This is a genomic window from Streptomyces sp. NPDC051976, from assembly GCF_040680795.1.
Classification (GTDB): domain Bacteria; phylum Actinomycetota; class Actinomycetes; order Streptomycetales; family Streptomycetaceae; genus Actinacidiphila.
Map to the genome: position 1 here is coordinate 46,093 of NZ_JBFAXL010000019.1, position 25,332 is coordinate 71,424.

10 protein-coding genes and 1 pseudogene are annotated in these 25,332 nt (G+C 66.6%); 9 read left to right on the plus strand and 2 right to left on the minus strand.

The features are described from left to right. Window position 1: 1 nt before the first annotated feature. Entirely contained in the window at window positions 2-2,155 is a 2,154-nt protein-coding gene (locus tag AB0M29_RS20260) for a helix-turn-helix transcriptional regulator (protein ID WP_365384353.1), read from the minus strand. Between the two features lie 542 nt (window positions 2,156-2,697). Here AB0M29_RS20260 and AB0M29_RS20265 point away from each other — a divergent pair. The 7 genes and pseudogenes from AB0M29_RS20265 (at window position 2,698) to AB0M29_RS20295 (ending at window position 16,225) form a co-directional block, all read left to right on the plus strand. Next, a complete protein-coding gene (locus AB0M29_RS20265) occupies window positions 2,698-2,886 on the plus strand; it encodes a hypothetical protein (protein ID WP_365384354.1) in 189 nt (62 codons plus the stop codon). 517 nt (window positions 2,887-3,403) lie between these two features. Further along, window positions 3,404-7,879, plus strand: coding sequence for a DEAD/DEAH box helicase family protein (locus AB0M29_RS20270; protein WP_365384460.1), 4,476 nt, complete (start codon window positions 3,404-3,406; stop codon window positions 7,877-7,879). Next, window positions 7,876-9,783 (plus strand): UvrD-helicase domain-containing protein, encoded by a 1,908-nt coding sequence (locus tag AB0M29_RS20275; protein WP_365384356.1) that lies wholly within the window; start codon window positions 7,876-7,878, stop codon window positions 9,781-9,783. The genes AB0M29_RS20270 and AB0M29_RS20275 overlap by 4 nt, the downstream gene beginning before the upstream one ends. Continuing rightward, on the plus strand, window positions 9,780-13,037 hold the full coding sequence (locus AB0M29_RS20280) for a helicase-related protein (RefSeq protein WP_365384357.1): 3,258 nt from the start codon (window positions 9,780-9,782) through the stop codon (window positions 13,035-13,037). The genes AB0M29_RS20275 and AB0M29_RS20280 overlap by 4 nt, the downstream gene beginning before the upstream one ends. Further along, window positions 13,034-14,902 (plus strand): DUF1998 domain-containing protein, encoded by a 1,869-nt coding sequence (locus tag AB0M29_RS20285; RefSeq protein ID WP_365384358.1) that lies wholly within the window; start codon window positions 13,034-13,036, stop codon window positions 14,900-14,902. Before AB0M29_RS20280 ends, AB0M29_RS20285 begins: the two co-directional genes overlap by 4 nt. 222 nt (window positions 14,903-15,124) lie before the next feature. Further along, a pseudogene (locus AB0M29_RS20290) lies at window positions 15,125-15,337 on the plus strand (integrase); the annotation flags it as partial. A 663-nt stretch (window positions 15,338-16,000) separates the two neighbouring features. Further along, the gene (locus AB0M29_RS20295; RefSeq protein ID WP_365384360.1) at window positions 16,001-16,225 is read left to right on the plus strand and encodes an Imm53 family immunity protein; all 225 of its coding nucleotides are present in this window, start codon (window positions 16,001-16,003) and stop codon (window positions 16,223-16,225) included. A gap of 118 nt (window positions 16,226-16,343) precedes the next feature. Here AB0M29_RS20295 and AB0M29_RS20300 read toward each other — a convergent pair whose 3' ends face one another. Beyond that, window positions 16,344-16,562 carry a hypothetical protein gene (locus AB0M29_RS20300; RefSeq protein WP_365384362.1) on the minus strand — a complete coding sequence of 73 codons (219 nt, stop codon included), beginning with the start codon at window positions 16,560-16,562 and terminating at the stop codon, window positions 16,344-16,346. Window positions 16,563-16,901: 339 nt separating this feature from the next. On the opposite strand from AB0M29_RS20300, the gene AB0M29_RS20305 reads away from it, so the two are divergent. Both AB0M29_RS20305 and AB0M29_RS20310 read left to right on the plus strand, forming a co-directional pair. Beyond that, window positions 16,902-19,268: a hypothetical protein gene (locus tag AB0M29_RS20305; protein WP_365384363.1), complete on the plus strand. Its 2,367-nt coding sequence runs from the start codon at window positions 16,902-16,904 to the stop codon at window positions 19,266-19,268. Window positions 19,269-19,949: 681 nt separating this feature from the next. Beyond that, window positions 19,950-25,166, plus strand: a complete 5,217-nt coding sequence (locus tag AB0M29_RS20310) for an NACHT domain-containing protein (RefSeq protein WP_365384365.1) — start codon at window positions 19,950-19,952, stop codon at window positions 25,164-25,166. Window positions 25,167-25,332: the final 166 nt, after the last annotated feature.

A 25,332-nucleotide genomic window follows, 5' to 3' on the forward strand; every position in this document is an offset into this window, starting at 1 on the left:
GTCACTCCCCCTTGCCGGCACGGAGTTCGACGACGAGGCGGGTGAACATCGTCAACACCGGGTGGCTGGTGACGTCGGTGGAGCCTCGGAACTTCGCCCGACGCGTGCCCGGCGGGAAGCGCAGGCTCCCGTCCTCCACCTCGCAGCCCTCGACCGCCACGAGCTCCGCCCAGTCCAGTTTCGGACGGCCTCCGGAACGCACGTCCAGTTGCGCGACCGGCACCATCGGGACGATCTCGTCGCCACGCGGAATGCTCACTTCGGCGGTGATCCGCCACTCCCCGTCCTCGCCCACCGTCGCTTCGAGAGTGTCCAGCACCGGAACCACCGGACCGGCGGGCGCCTTGGCCTTGGGCTTGGTCTTCACGGTCAACGCCTTGCGTACGGCCTCACCGCCTTCGCGGCTGGTGCGCTTCGGCCGAGCGACAAGTTCTCTGACCGCGCTGTTGACCTCGGCGGTCAGTTCGTTGATCCGCCGGTACGCGGACGGCGACCAGCGTAGGGTCAGCTCCTCGGTCTGTCCCCAACGGTCATGCTCCGGCGGTTCCGCCGCACGCAGGAAGTCCTCGGCCTCTTTCGCAAAGGGGGCTGCCTCCCCGGCTGCCTCGCCCACCAACAGAACGGCCTGGAAGGAATTGGTTCCGATCGGCAGCCTCTGAACCCCGGCCCTCTTGACGGTCATGCGGTTGCCGCGCAACGAATGCACTTGGTTCTTCCCACCGTCCCCGTCCCTGTCTCCCTCGGCCTCTGTGACCAGCAGGACCGCCTGGTGCGTACCGAACGTCCCACGAGCGCCGCCGGACAGCGGCAGCTTCAGCGGAACGCTCCGCGCCGCCACCTGCCCGGCCTCGGTGACGCGATCGACTGTGGTTCCCTCGTAGTGCGCCCTCAGGGCACGATTCCGGGCGGGCTGCTCGACAGACGGGTCCACCTGCTTCTCCGGCACTACCTCCTTGCCGTTCTGCAAGGCACGGACAGAGACCTCCAGGAGCGGGAGCCTGCTGCCTCCGCCGGTCATCGCGGCCCAGAAGTCACGTCCCAGCGCCTCGACCAGACGGCCGTGCATCTTGCGGATGTCACGTGTGTCCTCGTCGTCGCCCTCCTCGTTACCGACGAACTCGTCCTCGACGTCGGACTTCCCCTCAAGGCTGGCCACGTCGTGCGCACCGACGATGAGGAAGGACGTACCGGGCTCCTCGCTCTCCCTGCTCAGTTGCAGGCGGGCTACGGTCTCCTCGTCCGCCCACCAGGAACGGGCGACCATGGCACCGGGCGAATCGGGATCGGGGCGCCCGAGCCACGAGGGGCCCGCGTACGACTCACCGTCCACCTCGCGCCAAGGCAGTTCCAACCGACCGATGACCCGCCGCTCGGTACGCCCCTCGTGGGGCACGGACAGAGTGGAGTTGATGAGCACCAGCCCGAGCGCGCTGGTGGCCCACAGCGTCGCCTTGCCCAGGCCGTACGAACCACCCGCGCCGGGACCGGACTTGAGGCTTTCCAGTTGACGCCTGACCACGGCCGCGAACTTGCCGTCCGCGTAGTCGTCGCCGATCAGCCCGGAAGCGTTGTAGTCGTCCACACGCAGCAGGACCAACCGACCCTTCTCGTACATGTCGCGTACCCCGGCGTCCACGACCCGTCCGACTTTCTGGTTACCGGCGATCTCCGAGACAGCGGAGTAGTGCGGGAAGAGATCGTTCCAGAGGATCGCCTCGCGAAAGGCGTCCAGAGCCTCGCCGGTGAGCTCGTGGAGGGTGTAACGGACCCGGACCGGGCGGCCGTTCTCCGTCAAGCGCTCGTCGAGGCTGTTCTGACAGGTCTCTCGCGCGAGGACCTGCACGTCGGCGTCGAAGGCGAAGGCTGCGGCATTGCCCAGATCGCGGCCTCCGTCAGGGTAGCCGGGGCGGTGGTACCAGGTGACCGGGAGGCCGGCCTGGGTGTCGGTGGTACGGGTGTGGACCGTACCCACATCCGTGCCGAGCGCTTTGGCGATGTCCCCCATGACGGTCGGACGAGGAGTCGACCTGCCGGTGATCCACGCCGACACGGCCGCCCGGGTCAGCTTCAGCTCGTCGGCCAGTTCGGCCTGCGTCTTCCCCGCGAGCTTGAGCTGTCGGGCCAACCAGGGCCCGAACTCCTCACCTGTCTCCACGCGTTGCCTGCTCTTCCTAGGAGTCCATACAGCTCGTCTGCCGCCACGAGGCTAATTTGACACAACAGAACGCGTCAACCAACAGTTGATCGATCCCGAAGATGCGGACCTCTTCAATCTCTTGTCCAACTTACACTTGATGTCCAACTATCGTCCGGTATAGCCGACTTCCACGAGTGGAGCGAACAACTCCCCCTGAGCAGACGGGAGTTGGCCTTGCGCGTTCCCAGTGACCACCGGTACCGTTATTGACGATGGGGATCCCATCTCGCCTCGAAACCCGAAATTGGGAGGGCTGGGCGGCCGGGGGAGAGTTGTACCCAAATTCAGACCCGCGCAACAGGAAACGAGGCACACACCAAGTCGCCTCCACCGCCAGGGAACTATTTCGATGAAAGGACTGGCGACACGGGATCAGAGCCCGCTAGCGTGTTCAGTCGAAAAGAGTCCCGGTGGGGGATCCGCTACCGATTTCATCTACTTTCGCGGGGGGATGTGTGCCCATTTTACCCCTGTGCCGCCTGAATAGGGGTGCACGAATAATGATCGAACAGGGTTACAACGAATACTTGATGTCGTCTCGGGAGATGAGCGCATTCGAACTGGACATCCTAGCGGCAAAGACCGAGGCCGAAGTAACGAAGGTCCTTGAGTATTACGGCCTCGACGAGAAGGATTTTCCCGACGGCAGGGTTCCCGGCCTGCCGTCGGATGAGCCTCCTACCAGCTGAAGGAGAGCAAAAAGCCAGGTCAGGACCTTTGCACCTCCCCTCTCGACACCGACTCACCCCCTACCGACCCGACGCCTTCCCGCGCGCTCGGAAGGCAACTGCGCCGCCGATAGAAAGCCAGGAGTACCACGCAGGCACGCGCCGGCTCACTCGTAGCCGGCGCGGCCGCCTCCTTCTCGCACTTTTCGCTCGAACTTTCACAAACCAGGAGTGCAGAGCAGTGTCGTCTTCGTCCTCTTCGGTGATTGAAACCGTTCTCGAACAATCCTCTCGCGTCCTGCAGACTTACACGGTGGACGCCGGTCTCGTAGCAGAGCACGCCAACGGCGAGCGCCGCATCACCCAGGGCGGATACGGCGACCGCCAGCTCTTCGAACTTGTCCAGAACGCAGCGGATGAAATAACGGGTGAATCGGGCGGACGAATTCAGGTCGTCCTCACGGACGTTTACTTGTACTGCGCGAACGAGGGCAATCCGATGACTCCGGAAGGCGCGGAGACAATTCTCCGGATGAGCATGTCGAAGAAGCGTGGCGGCCAGATCGGGCGTTTCGGGGTGGGCGTCAAATCGGTTCTCGTGGTGACCGACGCACCGGAATTCTTCAGCAGCACCGGAAGCTTCGGGTTCGACCGCGCCTGGTCGTACGAGCAGATCAGGGCCGTGCCCGGCGTGACATCGCGCTACGGCCCCGAGTTCGACGCCCCCGTGCTGAGGATGGCTCGGCCTCTGGACGTGAAGGCCGAGCGCGCTTCCGATCACGTCCTGAACGAGCTGTTGAACTGGGCCACCACCGTCGTTCGTCTGCCCCTGCTCCGGAAGGCGGATGACCGGCTGGGTCGGGACATGCACGGCGGACGTGCCAAGGACCACGGCGAGCCCCGCGAAGAGTTCCCGGTCGGCTTCCAACTCTTCTCGCCGCACGTCGCGAAGGTCGTGCTGGAGGACCGCCGGCCACGGCCCATGGCCCGTAGGACGCTGACCGCCCAGCAGGCCGGCGACCTGCACACCGTGGTCGAGGAGCGGACCGGGAAAGCCGTCGCTACCGAAAGGTGGCGCGTCTTCACCACCACCCACGAACCCGGTCCGGCGGCCCGTAACGACGCCGGAGAGCTGCACGATCGGCTCTCGCTCGACCTTGCCTGGGGCGTCCCGACCCTGGAGAAGGATCAGGAGAGCGGTCTGTATGTCAGCCCGCGATCGCGCGGACGCGGCAAGTTCTGGTCCTTCTTCCCGACCAAGTACGAGATGTCGCTGAGCGGCATCCTCAACGGCGCCTGGAAGACGAACGAGGACCGGCAGAATCTCCTCGACTCCTCCCCCTTCAACCAGGAGATGATCCGAGCGGCGGCACAACTGGTCGTCGACTCGCTCCCGGCCCTGGCGCCCGTGGAGGACCCGGCCGCCTACCTCCCGCTGCTGCCCGGCCGTGTGAAGGAGGCGATCAGTTGGGCGGACGAATTCCTGACCGAAGAGATCTGGACGCGTACCGCGGTGAATGCATCGCTTCCTGACCAGAACGGTGTGCTGCGCGTACCGTCCGAACTGCGGGTGCACCCTCGCCCCAAGGACCCGAAGAAGGAATCGAAGCCCCTCCTCCGCTGGCTGCGGTGGTGGCACGAATGCTCGGACCGTCCGTCGAACTGGCTGCATCCGAGCGTCGAAGTGGATTCTCTGCGCTCCGGCAAGGTCGAACACATTCTTGGTGCGGCCAAGCACGAACGAGCCGATGTGCGCGACTGGCTGGAGGCCCTCGTCGAGAGCGGCAGTGCCGAGGCGTCCGCGACGGCAGTCCGCATCCTCGCCGACATGATTGAGGTCGGTTCCCCGCTCGTCGAGGAGGCCCGCAAAGCCCACATCGTCCTCACCGAGGAGCATGGACTCGTCCCCCCTGTGCAGGGCAAGGTGTACCGCCGCGCCGAACAGGGCGGACTGCGCGAGTCACTGGTGTACGTGGTGGACGAGCTCGCCCAGGATCCTTCGCTGGCGCACGCGCTCGACGTCCTGGGTATTCGGGAGGCCGATGTCGAGGGCCGGTTCGACAGCGTTCTCGATCAGGGCTTCGATCATTACAGCGAATCGGACTGGGAGCGATTCTGGGAGCTGTTCCGCCAGTCCGGGGTCCGTCGCCTGACCCACAAGGTCTTGGAGCGGGTGCCTACCCCGCGCTCAACGCTTCGTGTACGGACCGCCGACGGTCGATTCCGGCCGGTCGAGGACTGCATGCTGCCGGGTGTCGTGGTCGACGCGCAGCGGGACCCGAGCATCGCCGTCGACATGGCGTTCCACTCCGATGACACCCCCTTCTTCTCCCAGGTCGGCCTGCGGGAACGACCGTCCAGTGGGGTCCGGCCCCAAGAGGGCGAGGCGTGGTTCGAGGAGTATCGCGAAGCCCTCCACACCGCCTACCTGCGCCGCCTGGACAGTAGCGCCCCCCGACCCGCGCTGAACCGGATGAAGGTCGAGGGTGCCCCGATCGGCGGTCCGCTCCACCTCTTCCGTGCGCTCTCCGAGGAATCCCGCGCAGCCTTCTTGAAGGTGCTGCCCGACGACGCCGTGGTGGACAACTGGACACGCCAGATCGGTGCGCAGACCAACACCCGACAGGCTGTGCTCTCGCCGATCCGGTGGATGCTGAAGAATTTCGGCACGATCGCCACCTCCCAAGGGATCAAGCCGCTGAGGGAAGCTGTCGGCCCCCAGCTCGCCGGCTACCGAGACGTGCTGCCGGTCGCCGACATCTCCCCCGAGAAGGCTCGCAGACTGCGCCTCCCGACCACCGTCGACGAGGTCCCCTCTGATCGTTGGGACGCGCTCCTCGACGAGGTGACGCGTAGCGAGGACGACATCTTCGTGGGCACCACTTACGTGATGCTGACCCGATTCGGCGCGGACTTCCCCGAGGACTCCCTGACCCGTTGCAGGATCGGCGACGCCTGGGGAACTCGGCCCGACGGTGAGATCACCGTCGCTGTCGGAGCCACTCAGTACCACGCACTGCGCGCCGAACAGCTCCCGACGCTGCTGGTACCGACCGCCGCCGACGCTGAGCTGATGATCGAGAAGTGGGGCATGCTCCGCTACGCCGACGTGATCAGCCTGGAGACCCGGGAAGTACCGCAGGGCGACCCCGTGCCACTGGTCGAGCTGTTCCCTGCCCTGCGGCAACGCCTGAACAGCGGGAACCGGAACAGCGCGGTGCAACTGTGCAGCGAACTGGAAGAGGTCACCCGCACGCCTAACGGCACGCACGCCTCCCCCCTGGACGCCGTGCGCCAAGACAGCATCGTCAAGGTCCGAGTCCCTCTGGAACCTGAGGCGATGCTGCGACTGATCGACCGCGAACTGGCCCTGGGCCTCGGCGCAGCCGGTTGCCGTGCGGTGCTGGAGCACCAGGACCGTATGGCTCGGGACAGCGAAATGAAGGCGGCACAGAAGGCGGTGCGCGAAGCCGCGGACGTGGTGGCCAAGATCGAGCTGCTGATCGGTGCCGACATGCTCCGGATCGGCCTCCCCGAGGGACTGATGGAGGCCGAACTGCAAGCGACCGACGGGGTGGAGCCGTCCGGGCGCCGGATCGCGCAGATGGCGTTCAACGCGCACGGCGACGGAGTGCTCCAACAGCATGCCAGGGACATCCAGGCACGCTTCCCAAACGCCCCGGTGGGGTACGGAGGTTCGTCGGCGGCCATCGCGTTCGTCTCGGAAATGAAGCTGCCTGTCGCCTTCGCCGGTTCGAGGACCCCGTCTCCGCCTCCGTTCGAGACCGTCGAGGGCCCTCGAGACTTCCCGAGCCTCCACGATTACCAGGAGGACCTGGTACGGAACATCTCCACCATGCTCGACCGACTGGCGCCCCAGCGCGGCATGCTCTCGCTGCCGACCGGAGCCGGCAAGACCCGGGTCACCGCCGAGGCCGTGATCCGCTGGGTGAAACGCGTCGGTGACCTCAAGGGTCCACTCCTGTGGATCGCCCAGACCGAGGAGTTGTGCGAACAGGCCGTCGAGAGCTGGAAATTCGTCTGGAGCAAGGTCGGCGCCGAACGGCCATTGACGATCAGTCGGCTATGGAGCACCAACGAAGTCGGGAACGTCGTCGACCACCCTCACCTGGTGGTCGCCACCGACGCGAAGTTGGAACGGTGCCTGGGCACGGACCAGTACGCCTGGCTGCGCCAGGCAGCACTGGTGATCGTGGACGAGGCGCACACGGCCATCTCCAAGCGCTACACCGAAATCCTCGGCCGGTTGGGACTCACCCAGTACGAGACCGGCCGGCATCTGCTCGGCCTGACCGCCACTCCGTTCAGGAACACCAACGAAGAGGAGACCCGCCGCCTGGTCAGCCGCTTCGGAAATCGGCGGCTTGACGAAGGAGTCTTCCCGTCGGGCGACCCGTATCGCGACCTCCAGGACTGGGGGATGCTCGCTCAAGTCGAGCACCGCACCCTCGAAGGCGGTCATATCGAACTCACGCGGGACGAGAAGACACACGCCGATCGCATGGCCGTGCTCTCCCGCTCCGCCGAGCAGCGACTTGCCGACGACCACGCGCGCAGTCGACGCATTGTCGACTCGGTGGCGGAACTGCCGGGCCACTGGCCGACGTTGCTCTTTGCCACCTCCGTCGACCACGCCAAATACCTGGCCGCCATGCTCAACGACGAGGGTGTCCTGTCCGCCGCCGTGGACTCGACGACCAGCGCGCAGGACCGTCGCAGTCGCATCGAGAAGTTCCGAAGCGGACAAATCCGAGTCCTCACCAACTACGGTGTGCTCACCCAGGGATTCGACGCTCCAGCCACTCGTGTCGTGGTCGTGGCTCGGCCGGTCTACAGCACCAACGTGTACCAGCAGATGATCGGTCGCGGACTACGCGGACGACGGAACGGTGGCAAGGACAGCTGCCTGATCCTCAACGTCAGCGACAACATCGCCAACTTCGACACGCACCTCGCCTTCACTCAGTTCGAGCACCTCTGGAGCCGGAAGTGACCGACGTCTACCAGGACAGTCCCTCGCTCACCGAAGAGCAACTAGCCGTGGTCGAGCAGCCCTGGGACGCTCGTGTCCTGGTCACGGCGGGTGCCGGCGCCGGAAAGACTCACACCTTGGTGCGCCGACTCGACGCCCTGTGCGGCCACAAGGATCCCGAACAGGCGCTGGAGGCCGCCGAGATCCTGGTGCTCACCTTCTCCCGGGCCGCCGCCCGGGAGCTGCGCGAGCGGATCTCCCGGCACGGCGAACGAGCCCACCGGGTTCGCGCCCGTACCTTCGACGCGTGGGCCTACGAGGTACTCCTCCAGGCACACCCGGACGGCGAGTGGGGAGCGGTCGGCTTCGACGAGCGGATCGCCGCCGCGACGCGCGCGATCGAGAAGGGCGCGCTGGAGGTCGGCGATGCGGTCCCGCCGGCCCATGTCGTGATCGACGAGGTGCAGGATCTGCTGGGTGGGCGCCGCGGACTGGTGGAGGCGCTTCTCGACCGGTACCAGGACAGCTGCGGCTTCACTGTCGTCGGCGACGCGGCCCAGTCCGTGTACGGCTTCCAGATCGAGAGTCTGGTCGAACGCGCCGACGAGACCGGGCGGTTCTTCGACTGGCTGCGTTGCTCCTACCCCGACGACCTGGTGGAACTGCACCTCACTCGGAACTTCCGGGCCACCACCGCCGAAGCCGGAGTCGCACTGCCGCTCGGCCCCCGGCTCCAGCGGCTCGACGATGCGGACGAGGCAGGAACGCTCTACGACGAACTGCGCGATCTCCTCCTGGATCCGGTGAACGACATGGGCGGACTGGACGACGAGTTCGCCTTGGACGGCGTACGGGACCTCTCCGACACATGCGCCGTCCTCACCCGTGACAACCAGCAGGCCCTTGTGGTCTCCGAACTGCTGCACGCGCACGGCATCGACCACCGACTGCGTCGCCCGTTGGAGGAGCGCCCCGTGCCGTACTGGGTGGCGGAGTTGCTGCGCCGGACAGAGGCCAACGCCCTCACCGAGGACCGGTTCCGTACTCTCCTCGCGGAGATCCCTCTCCCGTACGAACCCGACGCCGACGCCCTTTGGCCGGTGTTGCGTCGGGTGGCGCGCGGAGCGGGGCGCGGGGCGCTCGATCTGGACCGGTTGCGCCGCGCAGTCGCTGACGGCAGGTTCCCCGACGAGGCGGCCGACCCGGAGACGGCCCGCATAGTCGTCTCGACGGTGCACCGGGCCAAAGGCCTGGAGTTCGACCGGGTGATCGTCCTGGCTCCCCCGACCCTCGCCGAACTCCAGAAGCGGCACCGGGACGAGCTGGACCTGCCCTCCGAGGCCCGCGCGCTCTACGTGGCGATGACTCGTGCCCGCCAGGACCTGTACCACGTGAACCCTCCCGAACTGCCGCTCTTCAGAAGGGCGGGGAGTCGACGCAACGGCCGGCGCTACCTCGGATCATGGCGCCGGTCGTACGACAGGTACGGGATCGTTACCGAGCCGGGCGACGTGAGCCGGGACGACCCGCCCGGCCGGGAGTCGGACGCCATCGCCACGCAGGCGTATCTCCTGGAGCAGGTCCGTGCCGGCCAGGAGGTATTGCTGCGCCGGCGCCACGACCTGCCGATGGGCGAGGCGGAGAGCCCGCCGTACGCCCTGGTGCACGCCGGTCGGGAGATCGGCGAGGCGTCGCGGAGCTTTCGCGAGGAGTTGTTCCGGGTGCAGAAGGTGAATCGCACCTGGGACCCTTGGTGGCCCGACGAGATCCACGGCTTGCGGATCGACACCCTGGAGACCGTGACGGGGAGCACCGCCGCCGGCGCCAACGCCGGTCTCGGGGAGCGGGGCGTATGGATCGTCCCTCGAATCACCGGCATCGGCAGGTACCGGAGAGCCGACGACCACGAGGAGCAGCACGCATGACGCAGGTGGCAGGCCGACACTCCGAGCACTACCGGGTCCGGGACGAGGAACTCCTCGTAGGACTCCGCCGTGAGCTCCTCGGCCCCGCCGAGGACGCCGTGCCGGACGATCGGGGCGAGGTGCTCACCCAGGACGCCCCGATCGACCGGTACCTGACCGGCGTGCTGTATCCGCGTGCCGCGGACAGGGTCGCGAAGGAGAAGCAGAACGACGAGGCCGACGAACAGCAAGCCCTGGATGCCACCCCTGTGATCGCCCGCGAGGACGTCGAGGAGTCCGGCACCGCGCAGGAGGTCGGCGCCTCGGGAGACAGGCGTCCCTCTTCGATGGGTCTCACCTTCGCGGTCCACCCAGCCATAAGCGGTTCGATCGTGGTCTCGGCACGTGCGGCCGTCTACGAGCCCACTGACGCCGAGGGCAAGCGCGTCCCGGCCCGCCGTGCCGAGGCCCGTACCACTGCCGACCAGCGGGAGCGGTGGAGGCGCAAGGAACTCGCCCTCCCTGACCAGACCATCGACGTGACCCGGCCGGATGCTCGGATGAGGATCGAGCTGGGCCCGGAAGCCGCGTTGCATGTCAACGTCCGGCGTCTTGACCGGGTCAACCGCACGGTCACGATCACGGTCACGTTGATCAACACGCAGAACGTCGGGGAGTGGGATCTCCAGGATGCCTTCTCCCTGTTCCAATGTGGTCTGACGGTCCGGGCTGCCAATGGCTCCACGGCGTTCGTCCAGCGTCCCGCCCCGGCCGCCGACCACGACCCGGAGATCGCCACGAGTCGATTGCTGCACCGCCACGCCCCGACCTTCGCGGTCGGCCACGGCTGCGCTGCCGAGTGGGACTGGACTCCGTCGCCGATCGGCGTGAAGGAATCCGAAGTGCCCGCCGTCCCCGAGGTGCGGACCCAGTTCGTGCCCTCCGTGGAGGTGCTGCTCACCGACTCCAACCCCGAGATCGACGGCTCGGCGCTGTCCATGCTCGGGCTGGCCGAGCGGTCAGGTGCCGAGGTCCTGGCCGCTCTGGAAGGACTCGCCTCGGGTTACGAGCACTGGATCGACAGTAGGTCTGCCGAGGCAGAAGCTCTGGCGGACAGCCCTCATGGGAAGCCCGCGCGGGAGCAGGTGAGGGCTTGCGGCGAGGCGCTCGGCCGCATCCGTGAGGGCATCGAACTGCTGCGGACCAAGCCAGATCTGATGAGGGCCTTCCGACTCGCCAATCGGGCCATGGCCGACCAACGCGCCCGCAGCGCCTGGGTGAAGGGCGGACGCGTCGGCGCCCCCGACCCGGCCGCTGGTCGCTGGCGCCCGTTCCAGATCGCGTTCGTACTCCTGTGCCTGGCGGGCATCGACGACCGCACACATCGCGACCGGGAAGTCTCCGACCTTCTGTGGTTCCCGACCGGTGGTGGCAAGACGGAGGCCTACCTCGGGCTGATCGCCCTCACATCGTTCCTGCGCCGCATCCGCAAGGGCGCACACGGCGGCGGGGTCACCGTCCTCATGCGGTACACGCTGCGGCTGCTCACCCTCCAGCAGTTCGAGCGCGCGGCGATCCTGCTCTGTGCCATGGAGCACATGCGGCGCAGAACACCCGAGTTGGGCCGTGAGGAGTTCTCCGTCGGTATGTGGGTGGGGCGTTCGGCCACCCCCAACATGCTGGCCGTGGCAGGCATGAAGCTCGATGAGCTGCGGAGGGACCTCGACAAGCGCCTCGCCACGGAGAATCCCGTTCAACTGCACGCCTGCCCCTGGTGCGGGACCCGCCTCGACGCACGGAACTACGAGGTCGACGAGGACGCCAAGCGGATGCGTGTCCGCTGCCCCGGCACGGGCTGCGACTTCGCCGACGGTCTGCCCGTTCACCTGGTCGACGAGGCGGTGTACGACGCGCGGCCCACCCTGGTGATCGCCACGGTCGACAAGTTCGCGTCGATGCCCTGGCGTCCCGCGACCTCCGCTCTCTTCAACCGCGACGACGACCCGGACGGCGGCACCCCGCCCCCGGAGCTGATCGTCCAGGACGAACTCCATCTGATCTCCGGTCCGTTGGGAACTCTCACCGGCCTCTACGAGACGGCGGTGGACGCCCTCGCCGACCAGCCCAAGGTGATCGCCTCCACGGCGACCATCCGTCGCGCCGCCGACCAGGGGCGCCACCTCTTTGCTCGCGACGTCCGGCAGTTCCCGCCCGCCGGTCTGGACGCCCGCGACTCGTGGTTCGCCGTGGAGACACCGCGCGAGGAGAAGGCGAGCCGCCGCTACGTCGGCCTCCTGGCCCCGGGCACCAGCCAGTCCACCCTGCTGATCCGCACGTACGCCACGCTGCTGCACCGGGTCAAGCAGGCGAGGACCGAGGAGGAGGTGCGCGACGCGTACTGGAGCCTCGTCGGCTACTTCAACAGCCTCCGAGTGCTGTCGGCGGCCGAACTCCAAGTCCATGACGACGTGGTGGCCTATCTGGAGTTGCTGGCCGAGCGAGAGGGGGTGGAGGTCCGCTCGGTCGCCAACTACTCCGAGCTGACGAGCCGTATCGACGCCAGTGAGATCCCCACCCGCCTCAAGGGCATCGAGAAGCGGCGGCCCGACGACGACACAGTGGACGTTCTCCTGGCCACCAACATGATCGCGGTCGGTGTGGACGTGGAACGCCTCGGTCTCATGGCCGTGATGGGCCAGCCGCAGACGACCGCTGAGTACATCCAGGCCACGAGCCGGGTCGGCCGCGCGCACCCCGGCCTGGTTGCCGTGATGCTCAACTCGACACGATCCAGGGACCGTTCCCACTACGAGAGCTTCCAGCATTTCCACTCGGCCCTCTATCGCGAGGTCGAGTCCACCTCCGTGACCCCGTTCTCCGCCCGGGCCCGCGAGCGGGGCCTGCACGCAGTGATCGTCGCCCTCGCCCGCATCATGATCCCCGCCGCCCGCCCCAACGAGGGCGCCGGCCAGGTCGAGTCCTACGAAGACGTACTCCGGGGTCGTATCAAGTCGATCCTCCTGAAACGCGTCGAGGCGGTCGCCGAGGAGGAGACGGACGCAGCGTCCAGGGCCTTCGACGAGTTCGTCGACTGGTGGTGCGACGAGGCCGAGATCGACAACAACCTGCTGTTCGAGCCGCGGCGGGGCAGTCGCGCCCCCTCGATCCTGAGGGCGTACGACGACGAGTCCCAGGACACCGAGGCATATTCCACGTTGTGGAGCCTGCGCGACGTCGACGCCGAGACCGTGCTCTTCATGGAGGGAACTCGATGACCCCGCCCCCTGCCCGCCGTCGCCGAGCCGGCGCGAACGGCTCCGCCCCCGCCCACAACTTTCCGCGGCGTGGTGCGGTCCGTCGCGCCCAGGCGATCACCACGTACGGCGTCGGGTCTCTCATCGCCGTCGACCAGGAGTCCTTCATCGTCTCGGGACTCGACGACGCCGAGCAGAGCTGGAGCCGTGACGAGTCTCCGCGAATCTATGAACGGCGCCTGGCCCGCGTACTCGAAGTCGACTACTTCCGGTTGCCGCCTGCATCCGACGACACCAGCAAGGACGGCCTCCGGGTCCGACGATTCCCCTTGATGCACTCCTGCCCGGAGTGCAACGACCTGCAACGGCACCGCGACTTCAATCCGCCCACCGGGCGGAGCGTCTGTGGGACGTGCGAGGTTGACCTGGTCCCCTCCCGTTTCGTCGTCGCCTGTGAGGCCGGGCATCTAGGCGAGTTCCCGTACTGGCAGTGGGTGCATCGCTCCTCGGACCGCGGTGTCTCGACGGTGGGACAGTGCGGGGGAAAGCTCAAGGTGCGCACGACCGGGCGCACCTCAGCGCTCCGCTCCATCCTCGTCTCCTGCACCTGCGGGCAGGCTCCCGAGGTCTCGATGGAGGGCTCCTTCCGTAGGCAGGCGCTCAAGGACCTGGGCCTGAAGTGCCAAGGCACCCTCCCCTGGCTCGGTTCGTCCACCCCGTCTCCGGGGTGCGGACTTCCTCTGCGCACCTTGCAGCGCGGTTCGTCAGCGGTGTGGCAACCGGTGCTGAAGTCGGCGCTGTCCATTCCCCCGTGGAGCAACCGCCGCGAGGATCCGCTCGCCGAGCACTGGGATGCTCTCCGTGAGTACGACAAGCGCGAGCACGTCGAGCTCTATCTCAGAGGTGCTTTCAAGGGAAAGCCGAGTCCGGTGCCGCTGGACGAGGTGATGGCACTCCTCGCCGCGGAGAGCGAGGAGGACCCCGACAGCGAGTCCGCACCGACCTCCGACCACCGCTACCGCGTCCTGCGCAACATGGAGTACGAGCGTCTTCGCTCGGGCAACGAGGAGAGTGAGCACTCTCGCGACGAGCAATTCGTCTGCGAAACCCCACTGGGGAACCAGAGCGTGCTCGACCCTCTCGGCGTCACCGGCCCAATGCTGGTCAAGAAGCTTCGTGAGGTGCGCGCCCTGAAGGCGTTCACCCGGCTCGTCGACGCCGAGTCGACGACCGAGTCCAGGGAGATGCCATTGTCGGTACGTCCCCTGCGCTGGCTCCCGGCCATGGAGGTGCGGGGCGAGGGAGTCTTCCTCCGAATGGACGAGCACCGGCTCGATGCCTGGGAAAAGAGCGTGGCAGTCGCCGCCCGGGTCGAGCGGATGCGTACCGCCCACCAGCGGGTGCTCGAGCAGCGGGCCGATGACCCGAGCAGGGTCGCAACCTCCCCCGCAACCCCTCGCATGGTGCTGCTGCACACGCTGGCCCACGTCCTCATCAACGAGTGGAGTCTTGAGGCGGGCTACCCGGCCGCAGCTCTGCGCGAGCGCCTGTACGCCGGCGACGACATGGCTGGGGTACTCGTGTACACGGCGACGAGCGACTCGGCGGGCAGCCTGGGTGGTCTGGTCGCCCAAGGCGAACCGGAGACTCTCGATCGTACGGTCCGTTCGGCCGTCCGCCGTGCCGAGTGGTGTTCCTCGGATCCGCTCTGTATGGAGACCGAGGCGTCCGGCGTCGGCGGAATCAACCTGGCGGCCTGCCACGCCTGCGTGATGCTGCCGGAGACGAGTTGCGAGCACAACAACATCCTGCTCGACCGCGCTCTGCTCGTCGGCACCCCCGACGACCCTCGGCTCGGTTACTTCGAGGGGGTCCTGGGGCAGTGACGTCGAAGTACGCTCTGCGTCCCTCCCGCAGCGCAGCCGGGTCCGGTCGAGGACCTCGTCCGCGTCAAGGCCGTGCACTCGGAGCCGATGAACGGGTCAGCGATGGCCTCGACCGCGGCGGGCCGATCTTCGGCCGTCCGGAACTCCGGGCGCTCGATTCCCTGGGCGATGCGTTCCCCACGCGGCGGGTACTGCCACTGGTCGATGCCCCGCAAGCCGAAGGGCGTGGACATGGTGACGATCATGGAGATTCTGCGGCACACGCAGATCAGCCAGACGCGCCGGTACGTCAAGGGGCGGTCGCACCTCAGCAAGGCCGCCATGCACCGGATGGGAGACACGTTCCTCCCCCAGCCCACACCCTCAACTGAGACTAGAACTGAGACTACGGGCAGCAAATCGGCCCGCGCTCAGCGTCGACGCCGCATCCGATAAAGCAAAAGGCCCAGGTCACGGCGAGTGAGTCCTGGGCCTTTCACGGAGCCGCCTTCGGGATTCGAACCCGAGACCTACGCATTACGAGGGCCGCTTGGGGCGTGCTGGTGGGTGGTGGCGGGTGACGGGATTTCCGAAACCCGCAGGTCAGCGGGCTTCCCGTTGCCACGTGGTCCGGCGGTGAATGCCGAATGCCGACACGTCCGCTCACGCATCGCTCACGCATTTGGGAGGCGCTGCGCCTGCGTTCACCAGCAGGTTCGGGGCACGTGCCTGACGTGCAGCAGCCGTGGGAGGGTACTTGCCATGAGCAGCCCCGCGGAGGACGAGGCGGCGGCACGAGAGTTCCTCGCAACGCTTCAAATCCTGGACGTCTGTGCCGGAACAATGAACTAGGTCACGTGACGCCACGAGGTGTGCGTGATCCTCGACGGATTCCCCGGTCGCCCGCTGGGAACCATGAACACGTCGGCTTCCACCATGGCTGGGTGACGCACGAGCTGTACACCGCGGACGCATGGGCCGCTCGGGCCGCGAGCATAACGTCGATTTCGTCGCGGCCGCCGGCGGCCTGGCCGGAAGCATCCGCTGCACCGCAGTGGCACTCGACTCGGAACACAGTAAATGCAGCAGTGCGACAGCGACTGGGAGAACGCATGGGGCGTGAAGATCGCCACGCTCGACAATCCCGGCTGGACCATCGAGATCGGATTGGAGGAGACGAACCTGGAAGGACACGAGTACAACCTCGATGAGATCAACCGCAGCACGCAGGACTGGCTCCGCGCCTGGATCGCAGGGCAGACCTTCCACGCCGCATGCGGCCCCGGAAACCTCACCGAGGCCCTCACCCTGTTCCGAACCCGGGCAACAACGATCGCCAGCTGAGCGGGTGCGCGTGGTGGTCGGCAGTACGGTGGTCAGGGTGGCTGTGGTGCGCAGGGTCGAGCCCGTCAGGGATCGGAATGGTTGGGCGCCGGGCCACCACCAGCGTCAACAAGGTCGGTCAGCGCCGGAGGAGACCGGCCAGCACGCTCAACACGAAGAGCAGTTGGCCGAACATCAGCTCCAGGACCCGCGTGGCCGCTTGTCGACGATAACTCTGGCGTGACCACACGGCAGGCAGGACAACGCCCAGATAGAGCAGCACGAAGACGACCAGGACGACGACGCCTGGGGATGAGAGCACGGCCGCATCGGTCCGTACGGCTTCGGCGAGTGGCACGAGAGGATCCCTTCGTGAAGAACGGGGCGATCGGGACTCTCGCTGTCCGGCAGATCCGTACGGAACCCGGATTCTCCTTTTGTACAGTCGAAGCCGAGAGCGGGAGGTCACCGGCGTACGCCGAGGGGCCGTCCAAGGCCAGGCGAACCAGATCGGACAGGGGGTAGTGTGCCGGGCACCGCTGATGAACGGTTCCGATCGGACCTGCGGACTCTGGGGGAATGGCGCCTCAGCAGGCTCAGGCCCGTACCAGGTCTGCGCAGGCTCGCGCGCAGTGCCGGTGTGGGGTCACCTTCGACGGTTGGCGGGTGGCTCCTCGGACGGAACCTGCCGGCGTCCATGGAGCACCTGATCGGACTGGTGCGCGCGATCGGTACCGAGGCGAAGCACCAAGGAGCGGAGCCGCTGCCCGACGAGCGACACCTCTTCGACCTCGCCCGCTGGCGCCGTCGCTATGGTGACGCGGTGGCCGAACGGAGCGGCGGGCAGGCCGGCGGGACTGGGCAACGATCGGCACTCTCCGACGGAGAGCCCAGCGTCGTCCTCCTCGACATGCCACGTCCGCTGGCCAGTTGGCAGCCCCAGCGGCTCGGCGTGCATGCGGCTATCGCCGATCCGCTGCGAACTGCCACGACTGGCTTCGTGCTCCCGACGTACATCCTCCGCCGCCACGACCATGAGCTGCGTAACCTCTTAAAGGATGCAGCGTCCGGAGACGACCCCGTGCTGCTCGTGCTGAGCGGGTACAGTTGCACGGGGAAGACTCGCACCGCATACGAGGCGGTTGTGACCTGCCTCGCCGACTGGTCGCTGGCTTATCCGAAAGACGCCAACAGCCTGTACCAGTTGGTCGCGGCCGACGTCCTCGGCCCACGCACCGTGCTGTGGCTCAACGAGGCCCAGGAACTACTCGGCGGCAACGACGGTGAGGTCGCTGCGGCCGCCCTGCGCCGAAGGCTAGAGCAGCCCGGACCGTTAGTGGTCATCGCCACCCTATGGCCGAGCCACCGACATGAATTGATTTATCGGCCGACCGACATCCCAGACCGCCACTCCCAGGCCAGAGCGCTGCTCGCGGCAGCGCGCGTGATCTCCATTCCTGCTGTCTTCGACGGCTCGGCGTTGCAGCGGCTGCACGCGACAGAGGACGGTTCCCTGGCCGTCGCCGCGCGAACCGCTCCGGATGGTTCCATCACCCAGACCCTCGCAGGCGGCCCAGCTCTGGTCCAATGGTATGAGCAGGCGGACGGAGCTCAGGACTGCTACGGCAAGGCCGTTGTCACAGCCGCGATGGACGCGCGTCGACTTGGCCACGCCTCCCCGCTCCCGCTGGTGCTACTGAAAGTGGCCGCACCTGGCTACCTGACGGATGCTCAGCGCGCGGCAGCGCCGGCGGACTGGTTCGAGACCGCGTTGGCCTTCGCACGGATCAGAATCAAAGATGTGGCGGCGGCACTCGCCGACGTTGCCCGCGACCACGGCATGGGGGCCAGGTCGGGAGTGAGCCGCTTGGCGGACTATCTCGACCACTACGCCCGGACGTCTCGGCGCGAGTGCTTCCCGCCGGCCGCGTTCTGGCACGCAGTTGAACACCACGCGGCGACCGCCGCCGACCTGTACGAACTGGCCAGCTCCGCAGAGCGCCGGGGGCGGCTGCGCCTGGCGACCTCTCTGCTGCGTCGCGCGGCGGATGGGGGGCACGTTCAGGCTTGGGAGTCAATCGTCACGATGATGGCGTACCGGGGCCTGATCGACGAGGCTGAGACTCTCGCGCGATCAGTCCTCCAGAGCGGAGACCCAGAGCCGATGCTGGCCCTGGCCTGGACACTCAGCGAGGTCGGCGACCCTGATGAGAGCGAGCGGCTGATTAGGGAAGCGGCCACCACCGGGCGGGCCTCTGCGCTGACCTCGCTAGCGGTGGTGCTGTCCCCCGACCCCGAGGCGCAAACGGCGTTGACGGAGGCTGTGGCCCTCGAAGACCCGACCGCACCCTTCCTACTGGCTGAACTGAGCAGAGAAGCGGGCGATCTCCCGGAGTGCGAACGGCTCCTGCGGTTGGGGGCATCGGCGGGTGATCGGGACGCCATGGGCGAATTGGTGATGCTCAAGTGCCGCGCTCATGAGTGGGAAGAAGCCGAGCGCTTGGCACGATCGTTCGCGGAAACCGGCGATGGGCTGGAACTGGCAATGATGGCGATGGAACGGTACCGGGACGGTGATCGGATCGAGGCCGAGCGGCTGGCCTGGACAGTAGTTGAATTGGCTGATCGGGACGTGCTCGGCGCGGCGGAGAAGCACTGGCCGGGCGGAACGTTCGCGGCGGTCATCTTACTGATGGGCCTGTACGGCGACGACGAGCGCGATGCAGAGTCTATCCTGCGCCGACTGGCTGAGTTTCGGAACCCGCAGACCTGGGCGGTGGCGGGCTGGCACCAGCAGACCCGTGACCCGAGCCAGGCCGAGGCTCTGTATCGGCGCGCGGCAGAGCGAGGAGACACCTATGCGCAGGAGCGGCTGGCCATGATGGAGCGGCACCGGAACGCGGCCGACGCCGAGCGCACGCACCGCGCGGTGGCCGATGCTGGCGGTGGCACTAGCCCGCTTGCTGCTCTCTGGCAAGACGAAGGGAGAGTTGAGGAGGCCGTGCAGGCCCGCCGCTATGGCCTGGAGATCGATGGTTCGATCGCCGATCCCTGGTTGTTCTAGTGCCGTCGAGGTGCGACATCAGTGAGCGGGACTGCGAGGCACGCCCGGCGGGCGGCGCCGTTGGTGCGACTGTGCTCACCCAGCATTGAAGGCGTCCAGGAGGGCGGTGAGGCGGTGGCACTGTCCGTTCTCTGGCTGCGCGGGAGAGTGACGAAGTCGGTGTGGGTACTGGCGCGATCGGCGGCTACAGCACGGCGCCGGCGTCGTGCGAGCCCGTCCAGCTACGCTGGCCAGAGAGCTTACTCCGGGTCCCGCGCCTCCCCAGCGGTGGACCTCGTGCACCGCCGCATCGCAATTCATCCAGCGAACCCCTGCATGGTTGTGCGTCGGTGAACGACTTAACCATTGCGCGCAGCAGATCCGGAGCCGCCGGGGCGAGGTTGTGCTCGGTGAGGGCGTGCAGGCGCAGACTGTCTGATGAGGTCATCGTGCCGATCTCCTTCGAGGCTAGACGCTTAGAAGATAAGCCGGCGGCCGTCCGTCTATGCGGGCACCAATCCGGACGCCAGAGCAAGCGCTCAGATCAGGGCCAACTCACCACACCACTTCGACGGACGCGGCCTGCGACCGGGAGGTGTAGGCGAAGATGGGCACATGAGACGTGAGTCACGGACGGGTGAAGTAACGGCTTCCAAAGCGGTACCGGAGGACTCCGGCACGTGGGCCCCCGTTCCTGCACGCTTGCAGACCCTCATCATCCAGCAGGACGTCGAACCACCTGTCGAGACCAGGGAGCAGCTCCTGCCTTTCGAGAGGTTGGCCTGGGAGAACTTCGAGAGGCTTAATCTTCGGCTGGCCCGCGCGAGGGGCCAGGTGCGGCACGCGGTTGACCATGTCCCCGCAGATTCGCCGCGTAGGACGATGAGTCAGCACCAGGCCGTTGCTGCTGGCCTCTACGGAACGCGCGGGCAGGACCAGGAGGGCATCGACCTCTATGTGCGGCTGCCCCAGGAAGAGTGGTCGCCGGACGGGACGCGCTGCTACTTGAGTCTGCAGTCGCGGCGCATCGCCAAGCTCACCGGCGCCAAACTTCTCAAGGCCGTGACGGACTTCCTCGAAGGCGACTGGGCGGTCGTTACCCGGGTGTTCGTGTACGCGGTGAGCCTGTCCGGAGTGGATCGAGACTTCGCTGACGAGGTTCGCACTCAACGAGAGCGGCTGACCGCCCTGGGCATCGGGTTCGAGGTGTGGGACGCGGAGGAGCTGTCAGCTCAGCTGAAGGATCAGCCACGCGTAGTCGACGACTTCTTTGGCCGCAACTGGGTGGACAGATTCTGTGTCCCACATGCGAACAACACGCTAGGGGAGCGCCTGGATGCCGGACAGGTTGCCGCATTGCGGACACGGCTCAGGGAGTTCTATACAGCGTTCTTCGAGGTCACCGACTCGGGGATGACAGCATTGCAGCGCTCTGACGCCCCCCGGGTGCCGTTCACCGAACGCTTCGTCGTACCTGATGTGCTGGCCCCCGTCGCCGCGACTACTGACGTGCCAGTTGCCGTCGCATCAGCACCCATCGTGGCGCCTCGACACTGGCACGAGCAGTCTCAGCTACTCGAGACGATCGGCACCAGCACTGAGCCGTGGGAGCGGAGCCCGAGCCCGCCCCTTCCTGCCCAGCGGGTAGTCGGCAGTTCCACAGGGTGGAGCGCTGCATTGGCGGCTGACTTTACAGCGCGCACTGATGTCGATGCGTGGCTGGCTTCTGCAGAAAGGCACCTCCTGGTCGGCGGTCCAGGCAGCGGGAAAAGTACGTTCCTACGCTTCGCGCTGCTGGATCTGCTGTCCGACCGGCCGATCCTGGATGGCTGGACCACGCGGTTCGGTGGACGGCTGCCTGTCTGGCTTCCGTTCCACTTCTTCACCCGACGCCGCGCCTACGGCGACCACCGAGCCTCCGTGTCGTCAACTCTGAAGGCGTGGCTTGAGCATAACGATGCCGCAGATCTCTGGGATCTGGTCAGCAAGGCGCTTGAGGACCAGCGACTTCTGCTGATCGTCGACGGGCTGGACGAATGGGAGTCCGAGGCCTCAGCACGCAGTGCAGTTATCGCACTGGAGACGTTTCTGGACCAGCGTGGTCTGCCGGCGTTGGTGTCCACCCGTCCCTACGGACTGGCACGGGTCGGCCTGTCAGGGGTTTGGAACAAGGCGGAGTTGGCGCCGCTGTCTCTTGAGCAGCAGCACATGCTGGCGGGAATTTGGTTTGGCGCCGCCCATGCATCTGATGGCGAGCAGATGGCTTTGGGAGAGAACTATCCATCGGTAGCAGGGCGGCACAGCGTCCCTGTGGTCGATCAAGTAGTGGAAGAGTTCACCCGTGATGTTCAAGGGGGCGCCGAACTCCGCGAGCTCGCACAGGTGCCCCTGTTCCTGCTCCTGCTGATCGGACTACGGCTGTCCGGCATCCGACTGCCGCACCGGAGATTCGATGTCTACGACCGCGTTGTTGAACAACTGCTGCGCGACCACCCCGCCCAACGGGCATCAGCAGCCTCGCAAGCACAGGAGCGGAACGGACTTTCATCTGCGGAAGTGCGGGCAGTCCTCGCACAGGTTGCCTTCACTCACCAGAGCCGCGGCGACTTCGGCCCCATCCCACAGCAGCGCGTTCGCCAAGACGTCATCGAGGCGCTGCGCAATCCACTGTACTGCGCAAAGGATGCTAGTACCGCCGCAGCCGCCAGCGAACAATTCATCGAGATCGCCGAGGGAGAGCTGGGAGTTCTAGTCCGCCAAGGACACCAGGAACTGGGCTTCTTTCACCGGGCACTGATGGAGCAGCTGGCAGCCGAGTACGTGGTGGACTACGCGGGCTCCGACCAGGTTCCAGGCCTGATTGCCGAACGAGCTGGCGATCCGCGCTGGAGCGAAGTTCTGCTCACCATGGCTTGGCGGCTGCGGCCCCACGAGATCAGCCGTGCAGTGCTGGCGCTGGCGCAGACGGCGGTTCCCGAATCGCCTGCAGGTATGGTCGCTGCGGAACTACTGGCCGAGATCGCGTTCGGTGATTTCCGGCTTCCCGTACCTACCGCCCGTGCCCACGCCCAGGACATCCTGGAAATCATTGATAGCCATCCCTATATTCCCCTGCGGCAGCGACTGCTAAAAATTGCCCTGGCCGGCTTGGAGCAGCCAGCCGTGGCTGATCTTCTCCACGACCGACTCGAACGCTGGACAGTGTGTTACCAGCCCTTGCCCCCTGCGGTTTTTGCCCAGCTCGGCCATGCGGATGGTGACCACAGCCCGGATGGCCGGCTGTGGCCCGTACTGGCTGCAGCCCTACGCGACGAGGACCCGCAAGCAGTACACGCGGCAGCTCGGGCTCTAGTAGACCGCCATGCGATGGGACCGCATCGGGACGAAGCGCGTGACCTTCTGTTGGCAGCCGCTGCCAAAGCCCCGACCGCCCAGCATGGCGCCGTGGTCCTGAGGCACCTGGCCCTGGGGTGGCCGCACGACGACCGTGTTGTCGCATCCATCGCGCACGCGCGCGGCCAGCGGCCATCTGAACCGAAGCTGGTAGGTATCGGCGCCGCTCTGGGCGTGCTGTGCGGAGGGGCCACCACCAATCAGCCGCTGCAGGCCCGGCTCGTCGGTTTGTCAGCCCTGACAGCACAGGAAAGGCAGTGGCTGGTTGGCCAGCTCGATACCGGCGACGCCAGCAACGATCTATGGAGAGACCTGCTCACCGACGCCCTCCTGGCTGCCATCGCAGAGGACGAGCAGGCGCGGGCATCCGTCCAACGCTCTTGTCTGGACATCCTTCGGATGGGCGGTCCCAGAATGGGGGACCGCTACTTGGCTTGGCAGGTCCTGCTGTGCGGGTTCGGCCACGACCAACTGACAGTGGACTACATGTGCACCATGCTCCGCACCGAGCACTACGCGCCCAGCATGTGGGGGGAGCGACTATTCGGGCAAATCTACGCTGGTCACGAACAGGTGGCTGAGGCCGTGGAGGGAATGCTCACCGCACGGGACAGGCCGCCACTGGACCAGTGGCTGCCCTCCTTGGCTGCCATCGACCAAGGCCCCGTCATGAGACGCACGCTGTTGAAGCAGTTGACCACCAGTAGCACGCCCCAGTGGGCCGTCGCCGCCCTGTGTGCACACTGGCTCCACGACGTCGAGGTCACCGACACGCTGCGGACCTCACTCGGCACAGCCACCTCTACCGCTTCCTGGGTCGCCCGAGCCGCGGTGCCCGTATTGGGGCCAAGAGAAGCGCTTGAACTGCTCCTGCCCCTTCTTGATCCACCCGCTGACGGGCGCGACCACCGCCCCGACATCGTGACCATCGCGATCATGGATGCTTGCGACGAACTGGCCATCACGCGAGGTCCAGAAGCGGACCGTATCGCCGCCGCATGCCTGGGGGCATTGGACCGTTTCAAACACCCGTGGCTGTCGGAGGGGGCTGACCAGGAAGTCATCGTCCGCCTGCCAGCTAGCGTACCTGCTCGGCAACGGACCACGGACCTGCTGAAGACGCCCCAGCCGCCTCTAACCGCGATCCTCTACAGCTACCGACACGACCCCGCCGTAATCGAAGCCGTCCTCGACACCCTCCACGCCGTCCACCCCGCCCTCCCTACCCCCGCCCGCATCACCCTCACCGCACTTCTGCGGGACGCCGCCACAAGCAGCGCCACCATTCGGGGCCTCACGCGACACTGGGTGCTGGAAAGCAACGACCTAGCCCGCTCCTCGGCATCCGCAGCCCACCACACACACCTTGCCCGCGATCATCAACGCGGCACGCTTCCCGAGAGCGAATGGTGTACAGCTCTGGACTCCCTGCGCCTCCATGCTGCCACCACCGGATTTATGAACTGGGGCCGCCAACGCGCCGCATGGATCGGTGTCCTCCTGACCGAACAACTCCATATCCTGGACAATCTGACCGACTTCCGGGGCGATCCTCTTAAGGTCACGCTCGGGAGCTTCGGACATAAAGCAGACCTTCAGCTGCTCAACGAAATTGCCCGCCAATGGGAACCGTTGCGCGCGCGGTTCGGGGGTTCACCGGTCAGCAGGCTCACTGTCGACATGGAATCCGACATCAGCAACGTGTGGGCCTATCTCGCCTTGGTTGCAGACCGCGCGCCAGCCTTGGCCTCCGACCTCGCTCAGGCCGTCACTGCAGACCCCTCACTCCTGAACCGGGGTACGGTTCTTGCCTGGCATGCCAGTGCCCACTACGGCCAGGCGGGACTGTTGGATACTCTCTGCCAAGTCACAGACGCCGATCACACCTCTTGGCGCCCTATGGCCGACCTCCTTCTGGCGGACTACTGGGCCCTCGGCCTGGACCCGCAAGCCGTCCGCGAGCGCCTGCACGCACGCCTTCCCCAACCGCCGTGGCACGACAGCCTTCCGAGCCAGTCCAGTGCGCTGGAAGCCCTCGCCGATGCCTTCCCCGAGGACGACGAGGTGCGCCGCTACTGGGCGATGCTGGCCGATATGCGTTCGCGGGGCGAGCCGCTCGACATGGCGCCGGCCACCTACTTCTCGCTTGTATACGCCGCAGCCCCAGTAGCCGACCTCCTCAGCCACATTGCACACGACGGCGTCTTCCTCGAGAAGCTTCGAGGAAATTTCGACCGGCAATTCACAAGAGCCGTCATGCGCAGACTGCGCCGCGACGAACAGGCCCGAGACAGCCTCGCTGCCCACATTGAGGCAGCCACGACCAGCGATACTGAAGCCGCTCAGTTGGCTTCGCTCCTGGCAGGTGCTACGCCCCTCAATGAGACCACCGCAGAATCTCTCGCCAGCCGGCTTCGCAGACAAGCGCATCTTCCTGACGCAACCCACGACTACGTCAGCGGCGAAACACTTCCCGTTCCCCTCCTAATGCTGGGCATCCTCGACGCCTCGCAACAAAGGAAGTAACAGCAACGGCGCGCCTCCGCACTCACTGCAGGGCCCCGTTCAAGTCGACGACGAGGTAGAAGTCGTCACCACCGACATTGACCGGGCACGGCAGAGGGTCGCGCTGCCCTGGCCACAGACCGCCTCCGGCCCACCGTGATACACAGCGCGTCGCCATCATGACGGA